This is a genomic window from Gottfriedia acidiceleris, assembly GCF_036421055.1.
Lineage (GTDB): Bacteria > Bacillota > Bacilli > Bacillales > Bacillaceae_G > Gottfriedia > Gottfriedia acidiceleris_C.
The window spans coordinates 43,786-67,146 of record NZ_JAZGQS010000017.1; the positions used below are offsets into that span (position 1 = coordinate 43,786).

At 34.9% G+C, this 23,361-nt stretch carries 26 protein-coding genes; 25 read left to right on the forward strand and 1 reads right to left on the reverse strand.

What is annotated here, in order from left to right:
• Positions 1-16: 16 nt before the first annotated feature.
• The 24 genes from RAH41_RS20040 to RAH41_RS20155 all read left to right on the forward strand — a co-directional run bounded on the left by RAH41_RS20040 (position 17) and on the right by RAH41_RS20155 (position 21,800).
• Entirely contained in the window at positions 17-667 is a 651-nt protein-coding gene (locus RAH41_RS20040) for an adenylate kinase (RefSeq protein WP_331225040.1), read from the forward strand.
• 226 nt (positions 668-893) lie between these two features.
• Entirely contained in the window at positions 894-1,112 is a 219-nt protein-coding gene (gene infA / locus RAH41_RS20045; RefSeq protein WP_056467475.1) for a translation initiation factor IF-1, read from the forward strand.
• A 38-nt stretch (positions 1,113-1,150) separates the two neighbouring features.
• Entirely contained in the window at positions 1,151-1,264 is a 114-nt protein-coding gene (rpmJ, locus tag RAH41_RS20050) for a 50S ribosomal protein L36 (RefSeq protein ID WP_000868344.1), read from the forward strand.
• A 21-nt stretch (positions 1,265-1,285) separates the two neighbouring features.
• Positions 1,286-1,651, forward strand: coding sequence for a 30S ribosomal protein S13 (gene rpsM, locus RAH41_RS20055; RefSeq protein ID WP_056467478.1), 366 nt, complete (start codon positions 1,286-1,288; stop codon positions 1,649-1,651).
• 29 nt (positions 1,652-1,680) lie between these two features.
• Positions 1,681-2,070, forward strand: a complete 390-nt coding sequence (gene rpsK / locus RAH41_RS20060; protein ID WP_056467481.1) for a 30S ribosomal protein S11 — start codon at positions 1,681-1,683, stop codon at positions 2,068-2,070.
• Between the two features lie 167 nt (positions 2,071-2,237).
• On the forward strand, positions 2,238-3,182 hold the full coding sequence (locus tag RAH41_RS20065) for a DNA-directed RNA polymerase subunit alpha (protein WP_056467484.1): 945 nt from the start codon (positions 2,238-2,240) through the stop codon (positions 3,180-3,182).
• An 84-nt stretch (positions 3,183-3,266) separates the two neighbouring features.
• Entirely contained in the window at positions 3,267-3,629 is a 363-nt protein-coding gene (gene rplQ, locus RAH41_RS20070) for a 50S ribosomal protein L17 (RefSeq protein ID WP_056467487.1), read from the forward strand.
• Between the two features lie 112 nt (positions 3,630-3,741).
• Positions 3,742-4,584: an energy-coupling factor ABC transporter ATP-binding protein gene (locus RAH41_RS20075; RefSeq protein ID WP_331225043.1), complete on the forward strand. Its 843-nt coding sequence runs from the start codon at positions 3,742-3,744 to the stop codon at positions 4,582-4,584.
• Positions 4,560-5,426 (forward strand): energy-coupling factor ABC transporter ATP-binding protein, encoded by an 867-nt coding sequence (locus RAH41_RS20080; protein WP_331225044.1) that lies wholly within the window; start codon positions 4,560-4,562, stop codon positions 5,424-5,426. Before RAH41_RS20075 ends, RAH41_RS20080 begins: the two co-directional genes overlap by 25 nt.
• Positions 5,423-6,217, forward strand: coding sequence for a cobalt ECF transporter T component CbiQ (cbiQ, locus tag RAH41_RS20085; protein ID WP_331225045.1), 795 nt, complete (start codon positions 5,423-5,425; stop codon positions 6,215-6,217). Before RAH41_RS20080 ends, cbiQ begins: the two co-directional genes overlap by 4 nt.
• Before the next feature lie 12 nt (positions 6,218-6,229).
• Positions 6,230-6,973 carry a tRNA pseudouridine(38-40) synthase TruA gene (gene truA / locus RAH41_RS20090; RefSeq protein WP_331225046.1) on the forward strand — a complete coding sequence of 248 codons (744 nt, stop codon included), beginning with the start codon at positions 6,230-6,232 and terminating at the stop codon, positions 6,971-6,973.
• A gap of 157 nt (positions 6,974-7,130) precedes the next feature.
• The gene (rplM, locus tag RAH41_RS20095) at positions 7,131-7,568 is read left to right on the forward strand and encodes a 50S ribosomal protein L13 (protein WP_056467502.1); all 438 of its coding nucleotides are present in this window, start codon (positions 7,131-7,133) and stop codon (positions 7,566-7,568) included.
• Between the two features lie 21 nt (positions 7,569-7,589).
• Entirely contained in the window at positions 7,590-7,982 is a 393-nt protein-coding gene (rpsI, locus tag RAH41_RS20100; RefSeq protein ID WP_056467505.1) for a 30S ribosomal protein S9, read from the forward strand.
• A gap of 306 nt (positions 7,983-8,288) precedes the next feature.
• A complete protein-coding gene (locus RAH41_RS20105) occupies positions 8,289-9,560 on the forward strand; it encodes a cation:dicarboxylate symporter family transporter (protein ID WP_331225047.1) in 1,272 nt (423 codons plus the stop codon).
• A gap of 18 nt (positions 9,561-9,578) precedes the next feature.
• Positions 9,579-11,015: an aspartate ammonia-lyase gene (aspA, locus tag RAH41_RS20110; RefSeq protein WP_331225049.1), complete on the forward strand. Its 1,437-nt coding sequence runs from the start codon at positions 9,579-9,581 to the stop codon at positions 11,013-11,015.
• A 219-nt stretch (positions 11,016-11,234) separates the two neighbouring features.
• Positions 11,235-12,929, forward strand: coding sequence for an NAD-dependent malic enzyme (locus RAH41_RS20115; RefSeq protein WP_331225050.1), 1,695 nt, complete (start codon positions 11,235-11,237; stop codon positions 12,927-12,929).
• A gap of 174 nt (positions 12,930-13,103) precedes the next feature.
• Positions 13,104-14,357: an ATP-binding protein gene (locus tag RAH41_RS20120; protein ID WP_331225062.1), complete on the forward strand. Its 1,254-nt coding sequence runs from the start codon at positions 13,104-13,106 to the stop codon at positions 14,355-14,357.
• The gene (locus RAH41_RS20125; RefSeq protein WP_331225051.1) at positions 14,354-15,286 is read left to right on the forward strand and encodes a response regulator; all 933 of its coding nucleotides are present in this window, start codon (positions 14,354-14,356) and stop codon (positions 15,284-15,286) included. The genes RAH41_RS20120 and RAH41_RS20125 overlap by 4 nt, the downstream gene beginning before the upstream one ends.
• Before the next feature lie 223 nt (positions 15,287-15,509).
• Positions 15,510-16,835 carry a phage portal protein gene (locus tag RAH41_RS20130; protein ID WP_331225052.1) on the forward strand — a complete coding sequence of 442 codons (1,326 nt, stop codon included), beginning with the start codon at positions 15,510-15,512 and terminating at the stop codon, positions 16,833-16,835.
• Between the two features lie 163 nt (positions 16,836-16,998).
• Positions 16,999-18,267, forward strand: coding sequence for an S-adenosylmethionine decarboxylase related protein (locus tag RAH41_RS20135; protein ID WP_331225053.1), 1,269 nt, complete (start codon positions 16,999-17,001; stop codon positions 18,265-18,267).
• 211 nt (positions 18,268-18,478) lie between these two features.
• Positions 18,479-18,910 (forward strand): DUF2521 family protein, encoded by a 432-nt coding sequence (locus tag RAH41_RS20140; RefSeq protein WP_331225055.1) that lies wholly within the window; start codon positions 18,479-18,481, stop codon positions 18,908-18,910.
• Between the two features lie 58 nt (positions 18,911-18,968).
• Positions 18,969-19,679 carry an N-acetylmuramoyl-L-alanine amidase CwlD gene (gene cwlD, locus RAH41_RS20145; protein ID WP_248267615.1) on the forward strand — a complete coding sequence of 237 codons (711 nt, stop codon included), beginning with the start codon at positions 18,969-18,971 and terminating at the stop codon, positions 19,677-19,679.
• A gap of 279 nt (positions 19,680-19,958) precedes the next feature.
• On the forward strand, positions 19,959-21,020 hold the full coding sequence (locus tag RAH41_RS20150; RefSeq protein ID WP_331225057.1) for an Mrp/NBP35 family ATP-binding protein: 1,062 nt from the start codon (positions 19,959-19,961) through the stop codon (positions 21,018-21,020).
• Between the two features lie 192 nt (positions 21,021-21,212).
• A complete protein-coding gene (locus RAH41_RS20155; RefSeq protein WP_331225059.1) occupies positions 21,213-21,800 on the forward strand; it encodes a KinB-signaling pathway activation protein in 588 nt (195 codons plus the stop codon).
• Between the two features lie 207 nt (positions 21,801-22,007).
• Here the strand turns inward: RAH41_RS20155 and pdaB are convergent, their stop codons facing one another.
• Positions 22,008-22,775: a polysaccharide deacetylase family sporulation protein PdaB gene (pdaB, locus tag RAH41_RS20160; RefSeq protein ID WP_331225060.1), complete on the reverse strand. Its 768-nt coding sequence runs from the start codon at positions 22,773-22,775 to the stop codon at positions 22,008-22,010.
• Between the two features lie 152 nt (positions 22,776-22,927).
• On the opposite strand from pdaB, the gene RAH41_RS20165 reads away from it, so the two are divergent.
• The gene (locus RAH41_RS20165; RefSeq protein WP_331225061.1) at positions 22,928-23,104 is read left to right on the forward strand and encodes a hypothetical protein; all 177 of its coding nucleotides are present in this window, start codon (positions 22,928-22,930) and stop codon (positions 23,102-23,104) included.
• Positions 23,105-23,361 lie beyond the last annotated feature (257 nt).

A 23,361-nucleotide genomic window follows, 5' to 3' on the forward strand; every position in this document is an offset into this window, starting at 1 on the left:
TTGAGGAGGATTAACCATGAATTTAATTCTTATGGGGCTTCCTGGTGCAGGCAAAGGCACACAAGCTGAGAAAATTGTCGAAAAATACGGCATTCCTCATATATCTACTGGCGATATGTTCCGTGCAGCGATTAAAGACGGCACTGAACTAGGTCTTAAAGCAAAATCGTTTATGGATCAAGGTCATCTTGTTCCTGATGAGGTAACAATTGGTATTGTACGTGAACGATTAGCAAAAGATGATTGCCAAAATGGTTTTTTACTGGATGGCTTTCCTAGAACAGTTGCGCAGGCTGAAGCACTAGAAGAGACTCTGAAAGTAATGAATCGTAAAATTGACTTCGTGTTAAACATTCATGTAGACCAACAACTTTTAATTGAACGTTTAACAGGTCGTCGTATTTGCAAAGAGTGTGGAGCAACTTATCATTTAATTTTCAATCCACCTGTTGAAGAGGGTGTTTGCCCTAAATGTGGCGGAGAACTTTATCAACGTGCGGATGACAATAAAGAAACAGTTGCAAATCGCCTTGAAGTAAATATCAAACAAACTCAACCATTACTTGATTTCTACAATAATCTTGGTTATGTAAAAACAATTGAAGGTGAACAAGAGATTAATAAAGTTTTTAATGACATTGATAATCTTTTAAAAGAGTTAGTTTAATAAATGAACGATAAGATCGTCGTTCCTTGTGTATGACGTATTGTTGTTTCGTCAAAACTGATACTGTTATTAAAGCTTAAACATAGCTTTGCTTGGAACGATTGATATAAATAGGTCTTTAGTAGGCCAAAAAATCTCCAACATATCAGAGCACTTTGGCTTAATGTTCCTAAGCGTATGTTTGCCTACAAGCAAGCTACTGATTTGAAGAAAGGAGAATGCCCTAATGGCGAAAGATGATGTAATTGAAATTGAAGGTACCGTTACGGAAACACTTCCGAATGCGATGTTCAAAGTTGAATTGGAAAATGGTCATGTCGTTCTTGCACACGTTTCTGGTAAAATTCGTATGAACTTCATTCGTATTCTTCCAGGTGACAAGGTTACTGTAGAACTATCTCCATATGATTTAACTCGTGGCCGTATTACGTACCGTTTTAAATAATAAATATGCACTCCGTAATCTACAAGGAGGTTGAAATCATGAAAGTGAGACCATCAGTAAAACCAATCTGTGAAAAATGTAAAGTTATCCGCAGACGTGGTAAAGTAATGGTAATTTGTGAAAATCCAAAACATAAACAAAAACAAGGTTAATAAAGAAGGAGGTGCACTAGAATGGCTCGTATTGCTGGTGTAGATATTCCTCGCGACAAACGCGTGGTTGTTTCTTTAACTTATGTATACGGAATCGGTCGTGCAACTTCTGAAAAAATCTTAGCTGAAGCTGGTATTTCAGAAGACACTCGTGTACGTGATTTAACAGAAGAAGAATTAGGTAAAATTCGTGAATTAATCGATAAGTTGAAAGTTGAAGGGGATCTTCGTCGTGAAGTTTCTTTAAACATTAAACGTCTAATCGAAATCGGTTCATATCGTGGTATTCGCCACCGTCGTAGCTTACCTGTTCGTGGTCAAAACACTAAAAACAATGCTCGTACTCGTAAAGGCCCACGCCGTACAGTAGCGAACAAGAAGAAATAATATTTTTTAAGTAAAGGAGGGTATTCAACATGGCACGTAAAACAAATGTACGTAAACGTCGTGTGAAAAAGAATATTGAAGCTGGTACAGCTCATATTCGTTCAACTTTCAATAACACAATCGTAACAATCACTGATGTTCATGGTAACGCAATTTCTTGGTCAAGCGCTGGTTCATTAGGTTTCAAAGGATCACGTAAATCTACTCCATTCGCTGCACAAATGGCTGCTGAAACTGCTGCTAAAGCTTCTATGGAACACGGTTTAAAAACTCTTGACGTAACTGTTAAAGGTCCGGGTGCTGGTCGTGAGGCTGCTATCCGTGCTCTTCAAGCTGCTGGTCTTGAAGTAACTGCTATCAGAGACGTTACTCCAGTTCCACATAACGGATGCCGTCCACCAAAACGTCGTCGTGTATAATTTGTCTGTATAAATTTTCAAAAATTGTCTATAATGGATTATGATATATGTTTGGCAAATATTAACAGACATCTCTTGTTGTGCACAATTAGGAACTGCCTAATAGGGACTTTCGGTTAGCATAAGTCTAACCGAGGGTTTCGACGTTTTGAAGGAGGGTTTAAAAAATGATTGAAATCGAAAAGCCGAAAATCGAAACGGTTGAGATCAGTGACGATTCCAAATATGGTAAATTCGTTATTGAACCACTTGAGCGTGGATATGGTACAACGCTAGGTAACTCCTTACGTCGTATCCTTTTATCCTCACTTCCTGGTGCCGCTGTAACTGCTATTCAAATTGATGGCGTGTTACATGAGTTCTCTACAGTTGAAGGTGTTGTAGAAGACGTTACAACAATTATCCTTAATGTTAAAAAACTTGCTCTGAAAATTTATTCAGACGAAGAAAAAACATTAGAAATTGATGTACGCGGTGAAGGGCCAATTACTGCAGCCGATATTACGCATGATAGCGATGTTGAAGTTCTAAATCCAGATCTTCATATTGCAACTCTTGCTAAAGATGCTCATTTACGTATGCGTCTAACTGCTAGACGTGGACGTGGATACATCCCTGCAGATGGTAACAAAAGAGAGGATCAAGCAATAGGTGTTATTCCTATCGACTCGATTTACACTCCAGTGTCTCGTGTCACATACCAAGTTGAAAATACACGTGTGGGACAGGTTTCAAATTTCGATAAGTTAACACTTGATGTTTGGACTGACGGAAGTATTGGACCAAAGGATGCTATTGCACTTGGTTCAAAAATTCTTACTGAACACTTAAACATTTTTGTAGGTTTAACTGACGAAGCTAAAAATGCAGAAATCATGGTCGAAAAAGAAGAAGATCAAAAAGATAAAGTCCTTGAAATGACGATTGAAGAACTTGATCTTTCTGTTCGTTCATATAACTGCTTAAAGCGAGCAGGTATTAATACTGTACAAGAGCTTGCGAATAAGACAGAAGAAGACATGATGAAAGTACGTAACTTAGGTCGTAAGTCTTTAGAAGAAGTAAAACATAAGTTAGAAGAGTTAGGTCTTGGCCTACGTAAAGAAGACTGATTGTAGCTTCGATAAAGGGAGAGGCGTTCTCTTCATGTCTATATGACCCAATTTTGATACTACTTACAAAGGAGGGAACTAGAAATGGGATACAGAAAATTAGGACGTACTAGCTCACAACGTAAAGCTATGTTACGTGACTTAGCTACTGATTTAATTATCAACGAACGTATTCAAACTACTGAAACTCGTGCGAAGGAGTTACGTTCAGTTGTTGAAAAAATGATTACTTTAGGTAAACGTGGAGACTTACACGCTCGTCGTCTAGCTGCTGCTTACATCCGTAATGAAGTTGCTAACGCTGAAAACGGTCAAGACGCTTTACAAAAATTATTTGCTGACATCGCTCCTCGTTACACTGAGCGCCAAGGTGGATACACTCGTATCGCAAAAATTGGTCCTCGTCGCGGAGACGCAGCACCAATGGTTGTTATCGAATTAGTTTAATATTCGAATACAAAAGGGCTCGACGTTTCTTGTAAACATGTCGTTGCCCTTTTTTTCTGTTTACTTTTAGACTATTATATATCTATAACAATGAGAAATTATAGGTGAACAAATGAGAAAAGATAGTATTAAAGTAGATAACATCTCTTTTAAATATCCACAAGCACAATCAAATGCAGTTCATTCTGTATCATTTAATATAAAAGAAAATGAATGGATCGCTATTGTAGGTCGAAACGGGTCAGGAAAGTCAACATTAGCTAAACTTTTAAATGGACTAATCTTACCTGAAGAAGGTCAAATTGTGATTGATGAGGAAATTAGCTTATCAGAAAATACGATTTGGGACGTGCGTAAGAAAATAGCGATGGTATTTCAAAATCCTGATAATCAGTTTGTAGGCACGACAGTAATAGATGATATAGCATTTGGATTAGAAAACCATGGGATTGAGAAAAAAGAAATGGACCGTCGAATTGAAGAGGTTTTAAACATCGTCAATATGAACGAATTTGTACTCCACGAGCCACACTCTCTTTCAGGTGGCCAAAAACAAAGAGTAGCAATAGCAGGAGCTTTAGCAATTCAACCAAGTATATTAATTTTAGATGAAGCTACTTCAATGTTAGATCCTTTCGGTAGAAAAGAAGTAATCGAAACAATTCGTGATTTACATAAAGACATTAATATGACAGTTATATCAATTACTCATGATATAGAAGAAGCAATACATGCAGACCGTATTTTAATTATGCATGATGGTCATTTAGTTCAAAGCGTAACACCAGAAGAGCTTTTAAAAACAGAGTTTTCTTTAGAGTCGCTTGGATTAGCATCTCCTTTTACAAATAACCTTTCTAGTTTATTAATAGAAAAAGGTTTACCTTTGAGACAAGACCATCTAGAGCAAGAAAGCTTGGTGAGCGAATTATGCAAATTACTTTTGAAAAAGTAGGCTATACTTATCAGCCGAAGACACCTTTTGAGCATCGTGCTCTTTATGATATTGATGTTTCGATACCAGATGGGTCATATTATGCTGTAATTGGTCACACAGGCTCAGGTAAATCTACTTTTCTGCAACATTTAAATGGCCTCTTACAACCAACAGAGGGCATCGCGAAAATAGACGATATTACCCTTTTATCAAATAAGAAAAACAAAAATTTAAAATCATTAAGAAAAAAAGTAGGATTAGTTTTTCAGTTTCCTGAGCAGCAATTATTTGAAGAGACTGTAGAGAAAGATATTTGCTTTGGTCCAATGAATTTTGGTGTATCTGAGGATGAAGCAAAAAAAAGAGCGAAAGATTTAATCGAAAAAGTAGGCTTAAGTGAAGAATATTTAATGAAGTCACCATTTGAATTAAGTGGTGGTCAAATGAGAAGGGTTGCTATTGCCGGTGTTTTAGCAATGGAGCCAGAAGTTTTAGTTTTGGATGAACCAACTGCTGGTCTTGATCCTAGTGGTCAGAAGGCGTTAATGGATATGTTTTACGAATTGCATAAAGAAAAGGGCCTGACAATCATTTTAGTGACGCATAGCATGGAAGATGCAGCAAGATATGCTGATACGATCCATGTGCTCCAAAAAGGGACTACGTATTTAAAGGGAAGCCCTTTAGAAGTGTTCTCATATGAAAAGGAACTAGAGGAAATAGGATTACAAATTCCACTTTCGTTAAAATTCCACCAAGAACTAAACGAAAAATTGGGCATTAATGAAAAAGCTACAAGTTTAACAATCGAACAACTCGCTAATTATATAGAGAATCTTTATAATGAGGAAACAAAATGAATAGTCTAATTATCGGTAAATATATTCCAATCGATTCACTTATTCATCGTCTAGATGCTAGAGCAAAACTTCTTACAATGTTCATTTTTATTTGTATCGTTTTCTTAGCAAATAATTTTATAACATACGGTATTTTATTTTTATTTTCAATTGTAACAGTATTGCTATCAAGAGTACCTCTTACTTATTATTTAAAAGGATTAAGAGCAATCTGGTTGTTAGCAGTGTTCACGTTTTTATTACATGTCTTTACAAATAAAGAGGGACCACTAATTTATCATTTTGGATGGGTAGAAATTCATAAAGAAGGAATTATTCAAGGTATTTATATATCTTTGAGGTTTTTTCTTTTAGTTTCAATAACTACTTTACTGACATTAACAACAAATCCAATCGAAATTACCGATGGACTTGAGTCATTGTTCAACCCATTTAAAAGATTTGGCCTACCTGTGCATGAAATGGCTTTAATGATGTCAATTTCATTACGATTTATTCCAACGCTTATGGAAGAGACTGAAAAGATTATGAAGGCACAATCGTCTCGAGGAGTGGATTTCTCTTCAGGACCTATAAAAGACAGGTTAAAAGCATTAGTCTCTTTACTTGTGCCATTATTTATCCATTCATTTAAACGAGCCGAAGACTTAGCAGTTGCGATGGAAGCCAGAGGTTACCAAGGTGGAGATGGAAGATCAAAGTTTCGTATTATGAAGTGGCATTTACGGGATACAGCATGTTTTATTGTATTACTGATTTTATTTTTACTATTATTGTTTTTACGTAAGTAATGGAGATAAGCTATGAATCGAATAAAATGTATAATTTCATATGATGGCACACTATTTAATGGATACCAAGTTCAACCAAATCAGAGAACAGTCCAAACAGATTTTGAGAAAGTTCTAACAAAAATGCACAAAGGTAATCCAATAAGAATCCATGCATCTGGTAGGACAGATACAGGGGTACACGCAGTAGGACAAGTCATTCATTTTGATAGTGAGTATGCGCTTCAACCAGAGCAATGGAAGAGAGCATTAAACGCACAATTGCCTAAAGATATTTATGTGAGATGTGTAGAAATTGTCGATGATCATTTCCATTCTAGATTTGACGTTGTTCGGAAAGAATACCGTTATTTCATTTGGAATGAAAAAGACGAAAATGTTTTTTCTAGAAACCATCATTATTTTTTTCCTTTTGATCTAAATATTGTTAAAATGCAAGAAGCGTTAGATTGCTTACTAGGCACACATGATTTTAGTTCCTTTTGTGCATCAAATACGGATATTAAGGACAAAGTACGAACGATTTATAAAGGAAGTATTAATAAAACAGATCAGGGTATTGTCATCGCTCTTGAGGGAAATGGATTTCTTTATAATATGGTAAGAATAATTGTTGGAACATTAATTGAAGTAGGACAAGGAAAGCGTGATGTAAAAAGTGTTAAAAACGCATTATTAGCACGTGATCGCGCCAAGGCTGGCAAGACTTCACCGCCTAATGGGCTGTTTTTATGGAAAGTTGATTATAACAACTAATCCTGGTGTAACATTTGCTTGACATTAGAAGGTATAAAGTTTAATATTAAATACGGTATTGTTTTAAGAACCACGATTAGCCCCGGAACCAGTCGTGTTAAAGATAAACAATAAAAACAATTTTACTTTATGTATATTGTATTAGGAGGAAAATAGAATGCGCACAACTTATATGGCAAAAGCTAGCGAAGTTGAACGTAAGTGGTTCGTTGTAGACGCTGAAGGAAAAACTTTAGGTCGTCTTGCAACTGAAGTAGCTACTTTACTTCGCGGTAAGCACAAACCAACTTTCACACCACACGTTGATACAGGTGATAACGTAATCATCATCAATGCTGAGAAAGTTGAATTAACAGGAAACAAATTAAACAATAAAATTTACTACCGTCATACAATGTATGCTGGTGGTTTAAAAGAGCGTACAGCTTTAGAAATGCGTACTAACTACCCAGTTAAAATGCTTGAGTTAGCTGTTAAAGGTATGCTTCCAAAAGGACGTCTTGGACGTGCTCAAATTAAAAAGTTACACGTGTATGCTGGTAACGAGCATCCACACCAAGCACAAAAACCAGAAGTTTACGAACTTCGCGGATAATTATAAAAGGAGGGCATTCACATGGCACAAGTACAATACTATGGCACAGGACGTCGTAAAAGCTCAGTAGCTCGTGTACGTTTAGTTCCTGGCGAAGGACGCGTTATCATTAACGGTCGTGATTTTGAAGATTACATCCCATTCGCTGCATTAAGAGAAGTTGTTAAACAACCACTTGTTGCAACTGAAACATTAGGTAGCTATGATATTCTAGTAAACGTTAACGGTGGTGGATACACTGGTCAAGCTGGTGCAATTCGTCACGGTATCTCTAGAGCATTATTACAAGTTGATCCTGAATACCGCGGAACTTTAAAACGCGCTGGATTATTAACTCGTGATGCACGTATGAAAGAGCGTAAAAAATACGGTCTTAAAGGTGCACGTAGAGCTCCTCAGTTCTCAAAACGTTAATTTTATTTATACGTTCAAAACTCCTCTCCACTTTGTGGACAGGAGTTTTTTTGTGGAGTTTATTTCATCTTGTTTAATTTCCGCTATTTTCCATTCGTCCTGATTTGTCCCCTTAATAGTTCCTTTTCACTATCTTTTCTTTTAAACGATCCCTTGTTCAATCCGTTCGACCATTTAGCGTTTTTGTAACTTTTTATAATTATTTTAAAAGTGTTTGTAGGTTTTTGTATTGTTTTGTAGGTTTGCATTTAAGATTAGTTATGTATTTCATTAATATATATGAAAGCGTTAACAAGGGGGATTTATATGAAGAAATTTGGATTAGCTACGCAAATCTTTGTTGCTCTTATATTAGGTATTGCTGTAGGAGCTTTAGTATACGGAAATGATAAGGTAATATCTTATATTCAACCGATTGGTGATATCTTTATTCATTTAATTAAAATGATTGTTATGCCAATTGTAATTTCAGCTCTTGTAGTAGCTGTAGCAGGTGTAGGGGATATAAAGAAGCTAGGAAAACTTGGAGGAAAAACACTTCTTTATTTTGAAATCATTACGACGATTGCGCTTGGAATTGGAATGCTTGCAGCGAATTTATTCCACCCAGGTAAAGGGGTAGATATGACTCATCTACAAAAGGGTGATATCTCAGCATATGAACAAACAGCAACTGCAACACAACAAAGTGGTTTTGCAGAGACAATTGTTCACATTTTCCCGAAAAATGTGTTTGAATCAATGGCACAAGGTGATCTATTACCGATCATTTTCTTCTCTGTACTGTTTGGCTTAGGAGTAGCAGCGATAGGCGAGAAAGGAAAGCCTGTTCTTGGATTTTTTGAAGGCGTATTAGAAGCAATGTTTTGGGTTACAAATCAAGTTATGAAAACTGCTCCGTTTGGGGTTTTCGCACTGATTGCTGTAACAGTAGCAAAGTTTGGTGTTAGTACTTTATTACCACTTGGTAAACTTGTTTTAGCTGTTTATATAACTGTAGCATTTTTTGCTATTGTTATTTTAGGTATAAATGCTAAAATGACAGGGACGAATATTTTTACACTTATGAAGATCTTAAAGGAAGAGCTGATTCTTTCATTTACAACAGCAAGTTCGGAAGCAGTACTTCCAAACATTATGAAAAAAATGGAAGACATGGGTTGTCCAAAAGCAATTGTTTCTTTTGTTATTCCGACAGGATACTCGTTTAACTTAACAGGTTCAGCGATTTATCAAGCTCTTGCTGCATTATTTGTTGCTCAGATGTACAATATTCACATGTCATTTACGGAGCAGGTAACATTATTATTTGTACTAATGCTTACATCAAAAGGTATGGCTGGTGTACCTGGTGCATCGTTCGTAGTAGTACTGGCTACACTAGGTTCAATGGGATTACCTTTAGAAGGAATCGCATTAATTGCAGGTATTGATCGTATTTTAGATATGGTTCGTTCTGCAGTAAATGTATTAGGAAACTCATTAGCAGCCATTACGATGGCGAAATGGGAAGGCGAATACGATAAAGATAAAGCGCAACAATATATTGATTCGATTAAGGAATCAAAAGTTGCGTAAAGATGGGAGAAAAAACAAATGGCGGCTACTGAAATTAAACCAAACATACGCATTGAAAAAGATTTTTTAGGGGAAAAAGAAATTCCTGCAGATGCCTACTATGGTGTCCAAACATTACGCGCAGTTGAGAATTTTCCTATAACTGGTTATAAAATTCACGAAGAGCTTATTAAAGCTTTAGCAATAGTAAAAAAAGCGGCAGCACTTGCTAACGTAGAAACAAAACGCCTTTATGAGGGAAATGGTAATGCAATTGCAGAGGCAGCTCAAGAAATTATTGATGGCAAATGGCATGATCAATTCATTGTTGATCCGATTCAAGGTGGAGCAGGGACATCAATGAATATGAATGCAAATGAAGTTATTGCAAATCGTGCGCTTGAAATACTAGGCAAAGAAAAAGGTGACTATTTCTGTATTAGTCCAAATAGCCATGTAAATATGTCGCAGTCTACAAATGACGCATTCCCAACTGCAATTCATATCGCGACTTTAAATATGTTAGAAAAATTATTAAACACAATAAAATATATGCGTGATGTATTTGAGTTAAAGGCTAAAGAATTTGACCATGTAATTAAAATGGGCCGTACTCACTTACAAGATGCAGTACCAATTCGTTTAGGACAAGAATTCGAAGCATATTCTCGAGTACTTGGTCGTGATATAAAGCGTATCGAACAATCTCGTCAGCACTTATATGAAGTAAATATGGGGGCTACAGCGGTTGGAACAGGTTTAAATGCAGATCCACGCTATATTGAACTAGTTGTTAAGCAACTTGCTGAAATAAGCGGTTTATCACTTGTTGGAGCTGAGCATCTTGTTGATGCTACTCAAAACACGGATGCATACACAGAAGTATCGGCTGCTCTAAAAGTATGTATGATGAATATGTCTAAAATTGCGAATGATTTACGTTTAATGGCTTCTGGCCCTCGTGCAGGTCTTGGTGAAATTTCATTGCCAGCACGTCAACCTGGTTCATCTATTATGCCAGGTAAAGTAAATCCTGTAATGGCAGAAGTTATTAACCAAGTTGCATTCCAAGTAATCGGTAATGATCATACAATCTGTTTGGCGTCTGAAGCAGGACAATTAGAATTAAACGTTATGGAGCCTGTTTTAGTATTTAATTTACTTCAATCAATTAACATTATGAATAATGCATTCCGTGCATTTACAGATAATTGTTTAAAAGGAATTGAAGCTAATGAAGACAGAATGAAAGAATATGTAGAAAAGAGCGTTGGTCTTATCACAGCGGTTAATCCACATATTGGTTATGAAGTTGCTGCGAGAATCGCGAGGGAAGCAATTTTAACAGGAAAGCCAATTCGTGAACTTTGCTTAAAATATGACGTATTATCAGAAGAAGAGCTTGATTTAATTTTAGATCCATTTGAAATGACTCACCCTGGTATTGCTGGTGCTGTTCTTTTAGAACGTCAATAAGACAGTCAAACTGTTGATATACGCTCACTTTCTATGTTGCTTAGCCTGATTGCGGTGCTTAGACCGCCATGTATGTACTTTAGCGCCGCTTTGAGGCTTTGCACATTGAAAGATAATTCGTTTCAATCAGTCTGACAATTAATTATTACAAAGTAAGGGCGAAAAGCCCTTTTTTGCTTAACAGATAAAAATAAAAGATAGAAAAGGGATGGGATTTATATGCATAAATTCAAGGTAGGTTCGAATGGAGAAGTGGAGACTACCTTGCGTGGTGCCGAATTATTAGGTGTGCCAATGCTTAATAAAGGAGTTGCATTTACTCAAGAGGAACGAAAAGAATTAGGTTTAACGGGATTATTACCGCCAGCTGTACTAACGCTGGAGGAGCAAGCTAAACGAGCTTACGAGCAATTCTCGTCACAACCAACTGATTTGCATAAAAATGTTGCATTATCAGCTTTACACGATCGTAATGAAACATTATTTTATCGAGTACTAACTGATCACTTACCTGAAATGCTACCGGTTGTTTATACACCAACAGTAGGTTTAGCAATTCAACGTTATAGTAATGAATATAGAAGACCTCGTGGTTTGTATCTTTCTATTAATGAAGAAGATGGTATAGAACAAGCATTTGATCATTATGGCGCAAATGCAGATGAAATTGATTTAATCGTTATTACTGACGGTGAAGGAATATTAGGAATTGGTGACTGGGGAGTTGGAGGTATTAATATCGCAATCGGCAAATTAGCGGTATATACAGCTGCGGCAGGAATTGATCCAGCAAGAGTATTGCCAGTTGTTTTAGATGTTGGTACTGATCGCGAAGAGCTACTAGATAATCCATTTTATGTTGGAAACCGTCATCCTCGCGTTCGTGATAGTCGATATGATGCGTTCATTGATAAGTTTGTAACAACAGCTGTAGAAAAATTCCCAAATGCATTACTTCATTGGGAGGATTTTAGCTCTAAAAATGCACGAAACATATTAGACAAGTATCGTCACCAAGTTTGTACTTTCAATGATGATATTCAAGGCACAGGAGCTGTATCACTTGCAGCTGTACTAGCAGCAGTGAATGCATCTGGTATTCCATTAAGTGAACATCGTGTAGTTGTATTCGGTGCAGGAGCGGCTGGAATTGGAATCGCAGATCAAGTACGTGATGCAATGGTACGTGAAGGCCTTTCATTCGAATTAGCAAACCGCAGATTCTGGTGTATTGACCGAAATGGATTGCTTTCAGAGGATATGGAAGGGTTGTTCGACTTCCAACAACCTTATGCACGCCCAATCGAAGAAAATAATTCAGGTGCAAGTTTAGCAGAAGTTGTGAGCCAGGTTCATCCAACGATCTTAATTGGAACTTCAACTGTTGCTGGTGCTTTCACAGAAGAAATTGTAAGAGAAATGGCAGCACATGTTGAAAGACCTGTAATTTTACCGATGTCCAATCCTACACCACTTGCAGAAGCAAAACCATCTGATTTAATCAAGTGGACTGAAGGAAGAGCATTGGTAGCAACAGGAAGTCCTTTTGCTCCAGTAACATATAACAAAACGGTGTATGTCATCGGTCAATCAAATAACGCGCTTATTTTCCCAGGCTTAGGTCTTGGAACAAATGTATCACGCGCTAGTATTATTACTGATGGAATGTTTGCAGCGGCTGCAGAAGCTGTAGCGGAAATGATTGATGTAAGTAAATTAGGTGCACCTTTACTTCCTCAAATCGAGAACCTACGTACAATTTCTGAAGTAGTTGCGATTGAAGTAGCAAAAGCAGCAGTCGCTGATGGAGTAGCTCGAGTTGTACACGACGATATTGAGCAAGCAGTACGAAACGCAATGTGGGAGCCTGCATATCGTCCGATTAAAGCTACAAAAGAATTGGTCACTATATAAAAACAAAAAATACAGCTTGTATAATCAAGCTGTATTTTCTTATGAAATTTAGTAGTATGGAGGATCATTGTGTTAATAACAACAAGACGATATACTAGTAGCAAAAATCAGGAAGTGACGGATTTGAAATCTAAAGGACTGCAAGGTAAAGATTTCTGGATTGTTATTGCACTTATGGTTATAGTTCCAATAGCGGGTGAACTGAACTTTCATCCGTTTGATAATATATTTCGCGTTAGTTTTGGAACCCCAATTTTTTTCTTTTCTTTATTGTATTTTAGGAAATATAATTCTGTTTTAATAGGACTATTAATAGGCATATCTGTCTTCGTATTCCGTGTTGGACTAGATTGGTTAGGATTGACCCATTTTAATCTTGCTTCATCTTTTTCAGTTAGATTTCCTACATTCTTATATTATTTTTCCTATTCCGTTTTATTTTATTTATTGAAGGTGAACCGGTATCAGCATCCTTTACTGATAGGAATCTTCGGTATTACTATTGAAATCACTTCTAGTTTAATCGAATTAATACTTCAACTATATGGAATGGGCTCTTCACTTACAGTCGAAGAATTAAATAAAATTATTATCATTGCGGTGTTTAGAAGTTTCTTTGTATTAGCGTTTATTAATATGATGAAACTATACGAACTAAAACTGAAGGAATCACAAACCCGTAAAGAAAATGAAAATATGCTTATGCATTTATCAAATTTGTATGTAGAGTCTGTATATTTGAAAAAGACATTACAAAATGCCGAAACAATAACGAAAGAATCATACAATTTATATCGAGATATGAGTAAGTATAAACAGGATATAGGAGTTCCAATTGAAAAATGGGGGAACAAATCTTTAAGAATTGCAGGAGAGGTACATGAAATAAAAAAGGATAACCAAAGAATTTTTGCTGGACTTTCTAAACTTATTACAAGTGAAAGTTTGCCTGAATATATGAGTGTAAATGATTTAGTGACTATGGTTATCCGGATTAATCAAAAATATGCAGGCATGATAGGAAAGGAAATTGAGTTTATTTCTCAAATAAAGGGAGAGCATCCACACTATCATATCTATCTAATGCTATCATTTATTAATAACTTAGTTGCAAATGCAGTTGAAGCGATAGAGCATAAAGGGACGATCCTCTTAACAATAGAAAGAGTTGAAGATTGGATTGAATGTAAGGTTATTGATAATGGGCCTGGTGTTCCTTCAAAATATATGAAGCTTATTTTTAAACCTGGTTTTACTTCTAAATATAGCGATGATGGAACTCCATCTACAGGAATCGGTTTATCCTATATCAAAGAAATGGCTGAAGAACTGGGAGGAGAAGTTAGTCTAAATCAAAAAGAGAGTGAATGTATTTTTACAATCCGACTACCAATCGGAGCTCTCGTTTTAGAAAGGATGAATTTATGAATTTTTATATCACAGATGATGATGAAGTCTTTCGATCGATGTTATCACAAATCATAGAAGATGCAGAGCTAGGCGAAGTTGTTGGTGAGGCAGAAGACGGCTTTTTTTTAGATGCAAATATGCTTGAAATAAATCATGTTGATATATTATTTATCGATTTATTAATGCCTCTTCAGGACGGTATAGAAACGATAAGGAGAATCGGCTCTTCATTTAAAGGGAAAATTATTATGATTTCTCAAGTAGAGTCTAAAGAATTAATTGGCGAAGCATATTCTCTTGGTATTGAATATTATATTACAAAACCATTGAACAAAATTGAAGTGATTTCGGTCGTTAGAAAGGTCTTGGAGCGAATTCGATTAGAGCGATCCATTCTTGATATTCAAAAGTCATTAAGTAATGTTTTTGATGTAAATACCATCAGTCAACATAATCCAGTGTCCGATAAAAAGAAAATTACGGATTGGGGACAGGTTCTATTATCAGAACTTGGCATAGCTGGAGAAAATGGAAGCAAAGACTTGCTTGATATGATTAATTATCTATATGAATATGAAACGAGTTTTGGTTTAGAGGCAGGATTTCCAACATTAAAGGATATATATACGCACATCAGTTTGAAAAAACTAGGGATGGTAAATTCTCAAGAAGACGTTGAGCGGGAAAGGAAATCATCAGAACAACGAGTTCGTAGGGCAATTTATCAATCATTAAACCATATGGCATCATTAGGACTGACGGATTTTGCGAACCCTAAATTTGAAAATTATGCTTCAAAGTTTTTTGATTTTGAAACAGTTCGTCAAAGAATGAGCGAATTGAAACATGCATCCTTGCCTTCATCAACACATACACGCATTAATGCAAAGAAATTTATACAGGTTTTATATTTTGAATCGAAGCAACTTTTAGTTGAAAGATATTAAAAATAAATTTTATTTGGCCCTCAAGCGCTTTTGGTGAGGGCCTTTTTGTATGTGATTACTTTCTGGAATAAACTAAATAATATACTCATATTTTAAAATGATAAATCATTAAAGAATTCTAATAATTCATTCTCAATTTGTAGCATAGAAGAGTTTTAAAAGAATAAAATAATATACCTTAAAATATTATACCTATGGCCATCTACGTTAGGGGTGATGTACATTGGGCTTAATCGACTGGATCATGGGCAAAATGAATTTTCAATCAAGTACTAGTTCTTTTGAATTATTAAATGATGAAGGGGATGGCCAATTAACATTAGGTGATACGTTATTTAAGAATGATGTGATTAGGGCATGTATTAGACCTAAAGCTAATGCAATTGGAAAATTAAAAGTAACGCATGTTAGAGAAAATAATAGAGAATGTAAGATAAACCCTGATCCATGGGTTTATAATGTACTCCAAGAACCAAATCCATTTATGTCTAGGCAATTACTTTTAGAGAAAATGGTAACTCAGCTGGACCTAAACAGTAATGCATTTGCATTTATAAAGCGAAATGATTTTGGCTATCCTACCGCTATTTTTCCTATTCCTTGTACGAAAGTCGAAGTGCTGGAAAATAATCAAGGTTTGATCTTTTTAAAATTCACATTCAAAACTAAAAATGTACTAATTTTACCTTACAGCGACATTATTCATTTAAGACAAGATTTTAATAGTAATGATTTATTCGGTACTCCCCCGTATGACCCTTTACTTCCGTTATTAGAAGTAATTGATTCGGTAGATGACAGTATCGTCAATAATGTAAGTAACAATCGTTTTATGAATTGGTTATTGAACTTTAAAGAAGTACTAAATCAAGAAGATATGATTAAGAATACGAATGAATTTGTAAATAATTATATGAAATTTACAGGAGATGGTGTAAAAGCAGGTTTTTCAGAGCCAACTTACACTTTGCAACAAGTACCCGTGAGTAACTATGCACCAGAGCCACAAAGAACGAATGACGCAATCAGACGAATCTTGATGTTTTTTAATACAAATGAAAACATAGTACAGAGTACATTTAACGAAGAACAATGGAATTCGTATAATGAAGCGGTAATCAATCCTTTAGTCATCCAGCTAAATAATGAATTTACGCGTAAATTTTTTACCCCAGCAGAACGAAAAAATGGGAATCGAATAGTTTTTGAAGCATCTAACTTAGAATTTGCATCGACAGCAACTAAATTAGCATTTTCAATTATGGTAGAACGAGCTTCCTTAACTCCAAATGAATGGCGTTCACTAATGGGAATCGGGCCAATCCAAAGAGGAGATGTACCACTTCTTAAATCAGATACTGCCCCAATCGACCAAAAAGAAAGAGATCGAGAATTTGAATTACGGGTTGAAAGAGAAAAGAAACGCGAAGAAGAAATTGAAAAATGCAAACAAGAGTGTATTGCAGAATGTAAACAATTTAAAGAATTTTGTATGGAAGAACAGAAGAAACTTTTAGAAAAAAAAGAAACAGACGATAAAAATAGTTAATACGATAAATAGAGCTATTAACTAAATACTAGTTAGGCTTTTTTTTTTTCAATTAGAAAGGTAGCATAGGTTAGATAGACAGGATACTTGTCCGAACACTTTTTCCATTGGTTCATATAGTAAAGTAAAAGCTAATATTAAACCAATTTATGGAGTTGTTTATATGTTTGAAAAAGATGCGATTATTACCCTATTAGGTAGTTCTGGTGGAGTGGCTAAGGCAGTACTTTCTATTTTCAATAAAGCGGCAAAGGATCCAAAAGATCCGATCCATCAGATAATGAAAAATGCCACGTTTCATTTAATTGATTTGAAACAAAAAGAATTAACCTATTTTGAAGGAATTATTCCTAACCTACTAGCAAACGTTACATTTCATGAAATGAATGTTAATAATATTGATTTAATGAAAAAACATCTCATAGAGAGTAATACAGTAATTGTAGTTGATGTTTCTAGAGCTGATTCAGTTGAAATGTTGCGCTGCTGTAATGAGTTTGGTGTGAAATATGTCAACACAGCTTTAGAAAGTGAAATAGTAGATGAAGATGAAAGTATTAGTTCTGGGTTCCCACTTAAAGAACGTTTACGTATCTTCGAGGAAAATAAACGAATGTTTAAAAATACAACAGCAATTATTGGTTCAGGAATGAATCCTGGAATTGTGCAATGGATGGCAATCGATTTAATGAACCAATTCCCTTCCGAAAAACCTCTTGCATGTTACATTGTTGAACATGATAATTCTTTTTATGAAAACCCTTCAATAGCTCAAAAAGAAACAATTTACACCACATGGTCCCCAGATTGCTTCCTAGAAGAGGCAGTTACAAGCTTCCCTATGTTTGTTAAACAAAATATTCCAATCTTCTTGTATGATGATGTTTATTCGGTTGAATTTAAAGTAACGTTGGGAGAAAAAGTCTTTTATGGTTGTCTTATGCCCCATGAAGAAGTCTTTATCATTGGCAAATTGTTCAACTTAGAAAGTGGTTTTGTCTACCGTGTTAATGAGCATACAACAAATCTAATTAGAAATAATTTAAAAAACACTGACAAAATATTGGGTTTTGATAAAAAGCTTCTAGATCCTTCAACAGCTCCATTAGTAGGAGAGGACATAGTTGGAGTTTTACTTGTGTACGAAGATAAAGAGCGCTATATCTATAATGTTATGAACAATAAAGATTCCTTCGCTAATTACGGTACAAATGCAACTTATCTCCAAGTCGCGTGCGGAGTTTATGCAGGAGTTGCCAGTTTATTTTTGGATACTGTAGTAAAAGGTGCTTACTTTGTAGATGAGCTAGTATTAAATACAAATAGTAAATATGGACAGTATTTAAAATATCATATGCCTCAGTTTATATATGGAGAAAATGAAAAAAGTGATGGATTACTTTTACAAAGAATGAAATCATTCGAGAATTAAAAATACGAAAGAGGGTAGGGAGTTTTTTAAAGACCCCTCTTTTTATTTTATTTAACTACATAAAGACCTTTTAAGTCTTGAAAATTTTATCTTAGATAATATCTGTGCTTATTATGAAAATTACTATTTTTTGATGGAAGAAATTAAGTATGTAGTTTTTGAATGAAGCACCCCTTTTCGTCTTAGACTATGGCTACGGGGAGGTTTCATCATGAATCTTATAACAAATTTCCGAGAAAAAAGAAGAGCAAAACAAATTAAATTTGAAAAGAGCTTATTAAAAGAACTAAAAATAATGCAATTAAAAGCCCAATTAAAGGATTCATTTTCCTACTGTATAGACGCAGACATTAACCAAAGAAAAGCAAGAGAAGATTACTGTTTAGAGTTAGCGGTAGAAACATACTTATTGGGTGCAAGATATAGCCGATTTGGTTTTTATGGTGAACCGATCGAGAATGTTAAAAGAAGATCAGCTAAAGAATCTGAATGGTTAGCTTATTTATTTTATTCTTCTGTATTTGGTCGTAAGGATGATATTCAAACAGAGCCGTTTGACCGATGTAAATCTTTTTTAAATAATTGGTGGTTAGATGGATATGTAAAAGGAGAAAGAAGACACAAACTTCGTTTATCAAAGTAAGTCATATTCTTCCTAGTTGTCCCATATATTTTTTATAGGACAATCAGGGGGAGAAAAAATGAAAAGATGGCATTTAATCGTTATCATTGTAACCTTTGTTTTTTTAATTTTGAGTATACCTTTACTACAAAAAACTTCAAAGACCTGGAATTTTAGAGGGCTACCTCTAGATGGAAAAGTGATTGTTTTGGATGCAGGGCATGGTGGACCAGATGGAGGTGCTTCAGGTGGAGATGTTATTGAAAAAGTAGTTGCTCTATCGATAACAAACAAACTGAGGGATTATTTACAAGGTCAAGGCGCAACGGTTATTATGACAAGAGATGGAGATTACGATCTAGCAGAGGATGGAATGAAAGGATATAGTAGAAGAAAAAGCGTTGATTTAAGGAAAAGGGTAGAAATTATTAATGGATCAAACGCAGACCTATACATATCAATTCATTTAAACTCCTTACCAAGAACATCTTCAAAAGGTGCACAAACATTTTATTATGGGTCATTAATTGAAAATGAGCGATTTGCAAAATACGTCCAAGCTGAGTTAAGGGAAAGTCTAAATAATACTCATCGATTAGCGAAAATTATTAATCATGTTTATCTAATGAAATATGCGAAAGTACCAGGTGCACTTGTAGAAGTTGGCTTTTTATCAAATTATGAAGAAACTCAGCAGTTAAGAGATGAAGAATATCAAGATAAACTTGCTGCAGCTATTTATAGAGGGGTTATTAGGTATTATACAGATAAAAATGAACCGCCAAATTAATCGGTTTCAAGCTATTGGCAAACGTTCGCTTTCTTCGTTACTACGTCTGCTTACGGTGCTCATTACCGTTTAAGGTAACTCCGCTCCGCACAGACTTCGTGCCTCGAAAGACAAACGTTTTCAATTAGCTTGAAAATCATGTTTTTTGGACTTCGATACTATAAGGAACCGCCGAATTATTCGGTGGTTTTCATTTTTACGAACTAATTAATGTTACTTAAGACTAACTATGATACATGTGTTATACTATTTAGTATATTAAGATAACGAGGTGTAAATATGCTTACCAATGAACAAGTATTATCACTTTTAGGTACTATTAATGAGCCATTTATAAATAAATCATTAGCAGAATTAGATGCTGTTAAAGAGATATCGATAAAAGAAGAGAAGAAACATGTAAGCGTTAAAATTGCATTGTTGAAAACAGGCACAGCTGAACAAATGCAAATTCAAACACAAATTGTGCAACTATTAAAGCAAAATGGTGCTGATACAGTTGGAATTCGATTTACTGAATTTACAGAAGAAGAAAAAGGTCAGTTTATTGAAGACAATGAAGAAAACTCAACACTTTCACTACTAGATAATAAAAAAGTAGAATTTTTAGCGATCGCAAGTGGAAAAGGTGGAGTAGGAAAATCAACTGTTTCTGTAAACCTAGCTGTTGCTTTAGCAAGATTAGGTAAAAAAGTAGGTATAATTGATGCTGATATTTATGGCTTTAGTGTACCGGATATGATGGGAATTACGACAAGGCCTGTGATCAGGGGTGAGCGTATCATTCCAGTTGATCGCTTTGGAGTAAAGGTTATTTCAATGGGATTCTTTGTAGAAGATAATTCACCAATTATATGGAGAGGTCCAATGCTTGGTAAAATGCTACAACAGTTTTTCACGGAAGTTGAATGGGGAGATTTAGACTATTTATTACTAGATTTACCACCAGGTACTGGAGATGTAGCGTTAGACGTTCATAGCATGTTACCATCTTGTAAAGAAATAATTGTTACAACACCACATCCTACAGCTTCAATTGTTGCAGCTAGAGCGGGAGTGATGGCTTTAAAAACAAATCATGAAATTATTGGCGTTGTAGAAAATATGAGTTATTTTGAAAGTAAAAAAACTGGCGAAAAAGAGTATGTTTTTGGTAAAGGTGGAGGAGAAAGGCTTGCAAAAGAGCTTCAAACAACTCTATTAGGACAATTACCTTTACAGCAGCCTGATTGGGATGAAGAGGACTTTGCTCCTTCAATATATGACAAAGATCACCCAACTGGTAAAATCTATACGTCGATTGCTAAGCAAGTAGTCGAAAAAATCGTATTAAATAAATAATAAACAATACCCTTTTAATTTGTATGCTTGTTTTTTGTTAGCAATGGTTATACGATAACCAATGCTAATAGTTAGACATGAATTAAATTATTAGGGTATTTATATTGATTAAATAGTGAATAAAGTTTTATATGAATCGTTAATTTTTGAAGAAAATCAGAAGTATTGTGAAAACGGGGGATAAAGAAACGAATGACGAGTCGGAAATTGGTTCGATTATTTTTAACAACTTTACTAGTTGGTGGAATCGCAACAATCATAACGGGTATTCTTTATGGATATAAAGAGTATTTGAGTTACGTTCAAGATGGTAGATTGATTAAACTATTAGTAGAAGCATCATTTTTATTTATACTAGGATTAGTATTTAGTGCAGTAAGCCAGATGGGGTTCTTTGCATATTTGACAATACATAGATTCGGATTAGGTTTATTCAAGTCATTATGGAACACAGTTCAAATTGTATTAATCATATTAGCTTTATTTGATTTAGCATATTTTCGATTTAAAGAGTATGCGCATGGAGAAGCTTTTACTGTATATTTAATATTCCCAACCGTGCTTTTAGTAGGTAGTTTGATTGTTTCTTATATAAAAATGAAAGAAACAAACAAAGGGGCGTTTATTCCTGCACTATTTTTTATGATTGTCGTTACAATCGTTGAATGGGTTCCTGCATTAAGACAGAATGATCTTTCGTGGCTAATTCTAATGTTAGTACCGTTATTTATTTGTAATGCGTATCAGTTATTAACTCTACACAAAATACTAAAAAGCTAAGAGAAAAATCTCTTAGCTTCAGACTGTTGACAAACGCTCGCTTTCTTCGTTACTTCGCCTGTCTGCGGTGCTCATTACCGTCTAGGGTAACTCCGCTCCTCACCAGGCTTCGTGCCTCGAAAGACAAGCGCTTGCAATCAGTCTGAAAATCAAGTTTTTAGTACTTTGTCTACACACTGAAGCTAAGAGAAAAATCTCTTAGCTTTTTTATTTTACAATTTTAATATTTGTTTTAGTATTAGATATCATTTGAGAAACAGTTATATTTTTATATCCTTCGTCTTGTAAGTAGGACCAAATTAATGGCAATGCCTTTGGTGTTTGAAGTGCCGAATCACTTGCATGAAGCAAAATAATGTCGCCGGAATCAGTATTATTTTCTACGCTTTTAACAATTTTATTTGTTCCAGGATTTCTCCAGTCTTCAGTATTAACACTCCAATGAATCACAGAAAGATTATTCCGCGCAGCAAGCTTTATGACTTCTTTATTATATTCACCATTTGGTGGTCTAAATAACTTAACGTCCCTTACGCCTAGACGATTAAATACTTCTGCTGAATTATTTAAATCTCTTTGCATTTCTACAGGAGTTAATTGGGTGTAACTTTTATAACGATACCCAAGTGTTCCAATCTCGTGACCTTGCTTTACGATTGTTTCAACAATCTCTGGATGTCGCTCAGCCCATGATGCGGATAAGAAAAAAGTAGCATTCGTAATTTTTTGATTTCGTAATACGTCCAAAACTTTGAGTACATTTTCATCGCCCCAGCTTATATCAAAAGTAAGAGCTACATTTTTTTGTGAGGCATCACCTTTGTAAATTGCCATTGGCCCCTTGTTGGTTGAAAAAGTTGAAAATGTTTTAGGTGCTTGTATATAAACTAAGCAAGCTGTGAAAAATGCAATAATAGTAATTAAAGAAAATTGCTTTATTTTCCTTTTTGAAGTGATGTAAAAGTAAAAAAGCATAAAATCGCCTTCTTTCTTGTCCAAGTTCTTATATAAAGGATATGAGATTTAGTACGCTTGTATGCTATAAAACGAAATGATTAAATGTTTTAAGTATTAGAATAATAAAATTAAGGTTTTCTTAAATACAAAAGTACTATGGAGTGGGATTTATGTTTGGAATACTTCTAAATAAGGAGCATGTATTAGAAATCGAATCGCTCATAATACGTTCACTATATGAATTAGATAAAGAGTTATCATCGCATAACCTCAATGAAAGAGTTAAAGATGAAATGATTCAAAAGAAGAAAATTTTATATGAAGTGTATAATAGATTACCGCTATAGGAGGATATACTAAATAATCGTGTAGAGAGTAAAAAGCATCATGTTACCCTTTGCGATCATATGAAGCTTGATCACTTTTCCAATGAAAAAGATTTTAAAAAAAATTAAATTTTGTGTTGACGTTATATTCGAATACGTGTTATATTATTTCTTGTCTTCAACGACAACAAAAACTGCTTCAATAAATTAAAAAATAAATTTTAAAAAATGTTGACAGGCTATATTACGAAATGGTAATATTAAAAAGTCGCTTACGG

Coding starts and splice junctions, on each gene's coding strand:
- RAH41_RS20105 (WP_331225047.1), top strand. CDS start 8,289: ATGAAGAAATTTGGATTAGCTACGCAAATCTTTGTTGCTCTTATATTA.
- RAH41_RS20040 (WP_331225040.1), top strand. CDS start 17: ATGAATTTAATTCTTATGGGGCTTCCTGGTGCAGGCAAAGGCACACAA.
- RAH41_RS20065 (WP_056467484.1), top strand. CDS start 2,238: ATGATTGAAATCGAAAAGCCGAAAATCGAAACGGTTGAGATCAGTGAC.
- RAH41_RS20125 (WP_331225051.1), top strand. CDS start 14,354: ATGAATTTTTATATCACAGATGATGATGAAGTCTTTCGATCGATGTTA.
- rpsI (WP_056467505.1), top strand. CDS start 7,590: ATGGCACAAGTACAATACTATGGCACAGGACGTCGTAAAAGCTCAGTA.
- RAH41_RS20165 (WP_331225061.1), top strand. CDS start 22,928: ATGTTTGGAATACTTCTAAATAAGGAGCATGTATTAGAAATCGAATCG.
- pdaB (WP_331225060.1), bottom strand. CDS start 22,775: ATGCTTTTTTACTTTTACATCACTTCAAAAAGGAAAATAAAGCAATTT.
- RAH41_RS20140 (WP_331225055.1), top strand. CDS start 18,479: ATGAATCTTATAACAAATTTCCGAGAAAAAAGAAGAGCAAAACAAATT.
- rpsK (WP_056467481.1), top strand. CDS start 1,681: ATGGCACGTAAAACAAATGTACGTAAACGTCGTGTGAAAAAGAATATT.
- RAH41_RS20150 (WP_331225057.1), top strand. CDS start 19,959: ATGCTTACCAATGAACAAGTATTATCACTTTTAGGTACTATTAATGAG.
- cbiQ (WP_331225045.1), top strand. CDS start 5,423: ATGAATAGTCTAATTATCGGTAAATATATTCCAATCGATTCACTTATT.
- RAH41_RS20080 (WP_331225044.1), top strand. CDS start 4,560: ATGCAAATTACTTTTGAAAAAGTAGGCTATACTTATCAGCCGAAGACA.
- rplM (WP_056467502.1), top strand. CDS start 7,131: ATGCGCACAACTTATATGGCAAAAGCTAGCGAAGTTGAACGTAAGTGG.
- aspA (WP_331225049.1), top strand. CDS start 9,579: ATGGCGGCTACTGAAATTAAACCAAACATACGCATTGAAAAAGATTTT.
- truA (WP_331225046.1), top strand. CDS start 6,230: ATGAATCGAATAAAATGTATAATTTCATATGATGGCACACTATTTAAT.
- RAH41_RS20155 (WP_331225059.1), top strand. CDS start 21,213: ATGACGAGTCGGAAATTGGTTCGATTATTTTTAACAACTTTACTAGTT.
- infA (WP_056467475.1), top strand. CDS start 894: ATGGCGAAAGATGATGTAATTGAAATTGAAGGTACCGTTACGGAAACA.
- rpsM (WP_056467478.1), top strand. CDS start 1,286: ATGGCTCGTATTGCTGGTGTAGATATTCCTCGCGACAAACGCGTGGTT.
- RAH41_RS20115 (WP_331225050.1), top strand. CDS start 11,235: ATGCATAAATTCAAGGTAGGTTCGAATGGAGAAGTGGAGACTACCTTG.
- RAH41_RS20120 (WP_331225062.1), top strand. CDS start 13,104: ATGGTTATAGTTCCAATAGCGGGTGAACTGAACTTTCATCCGTTTGAT.
- cwlD (WP_248267615.1), top strand. CDS start 18,969: ATGAAAAGATGGCATTTAATCGTTATCATTGTAACCTTTGTTTTTTTA.
- RAH41_RS20135 (WP_331225053.1), top strand. CDS start 16,999: ATGTTTGAAAAAGATGCGATTATTACCCTATTAGGTAGTTCTGGTGGA.
- rpmJ (WP_000868344.1), top strand. CDS start 1,151: ATGAAAGTGAGACCATCAGTAAAACCAATCTGTGAAAAATGTAAAGTT.
- rplQ (WP_056467487.1), top strand. CDS start 3,267: ATGGGATACAGAAAATTAGGACGTACTAGCTCACAACGTAAAGCTATG.
- RAH41_RS20075 (WP_331225043.1), top strand. CDS start 3,742: ATGAGAAAAGATAGTATTAAAGTAGATAACATCTCTTTTAAATATCCA.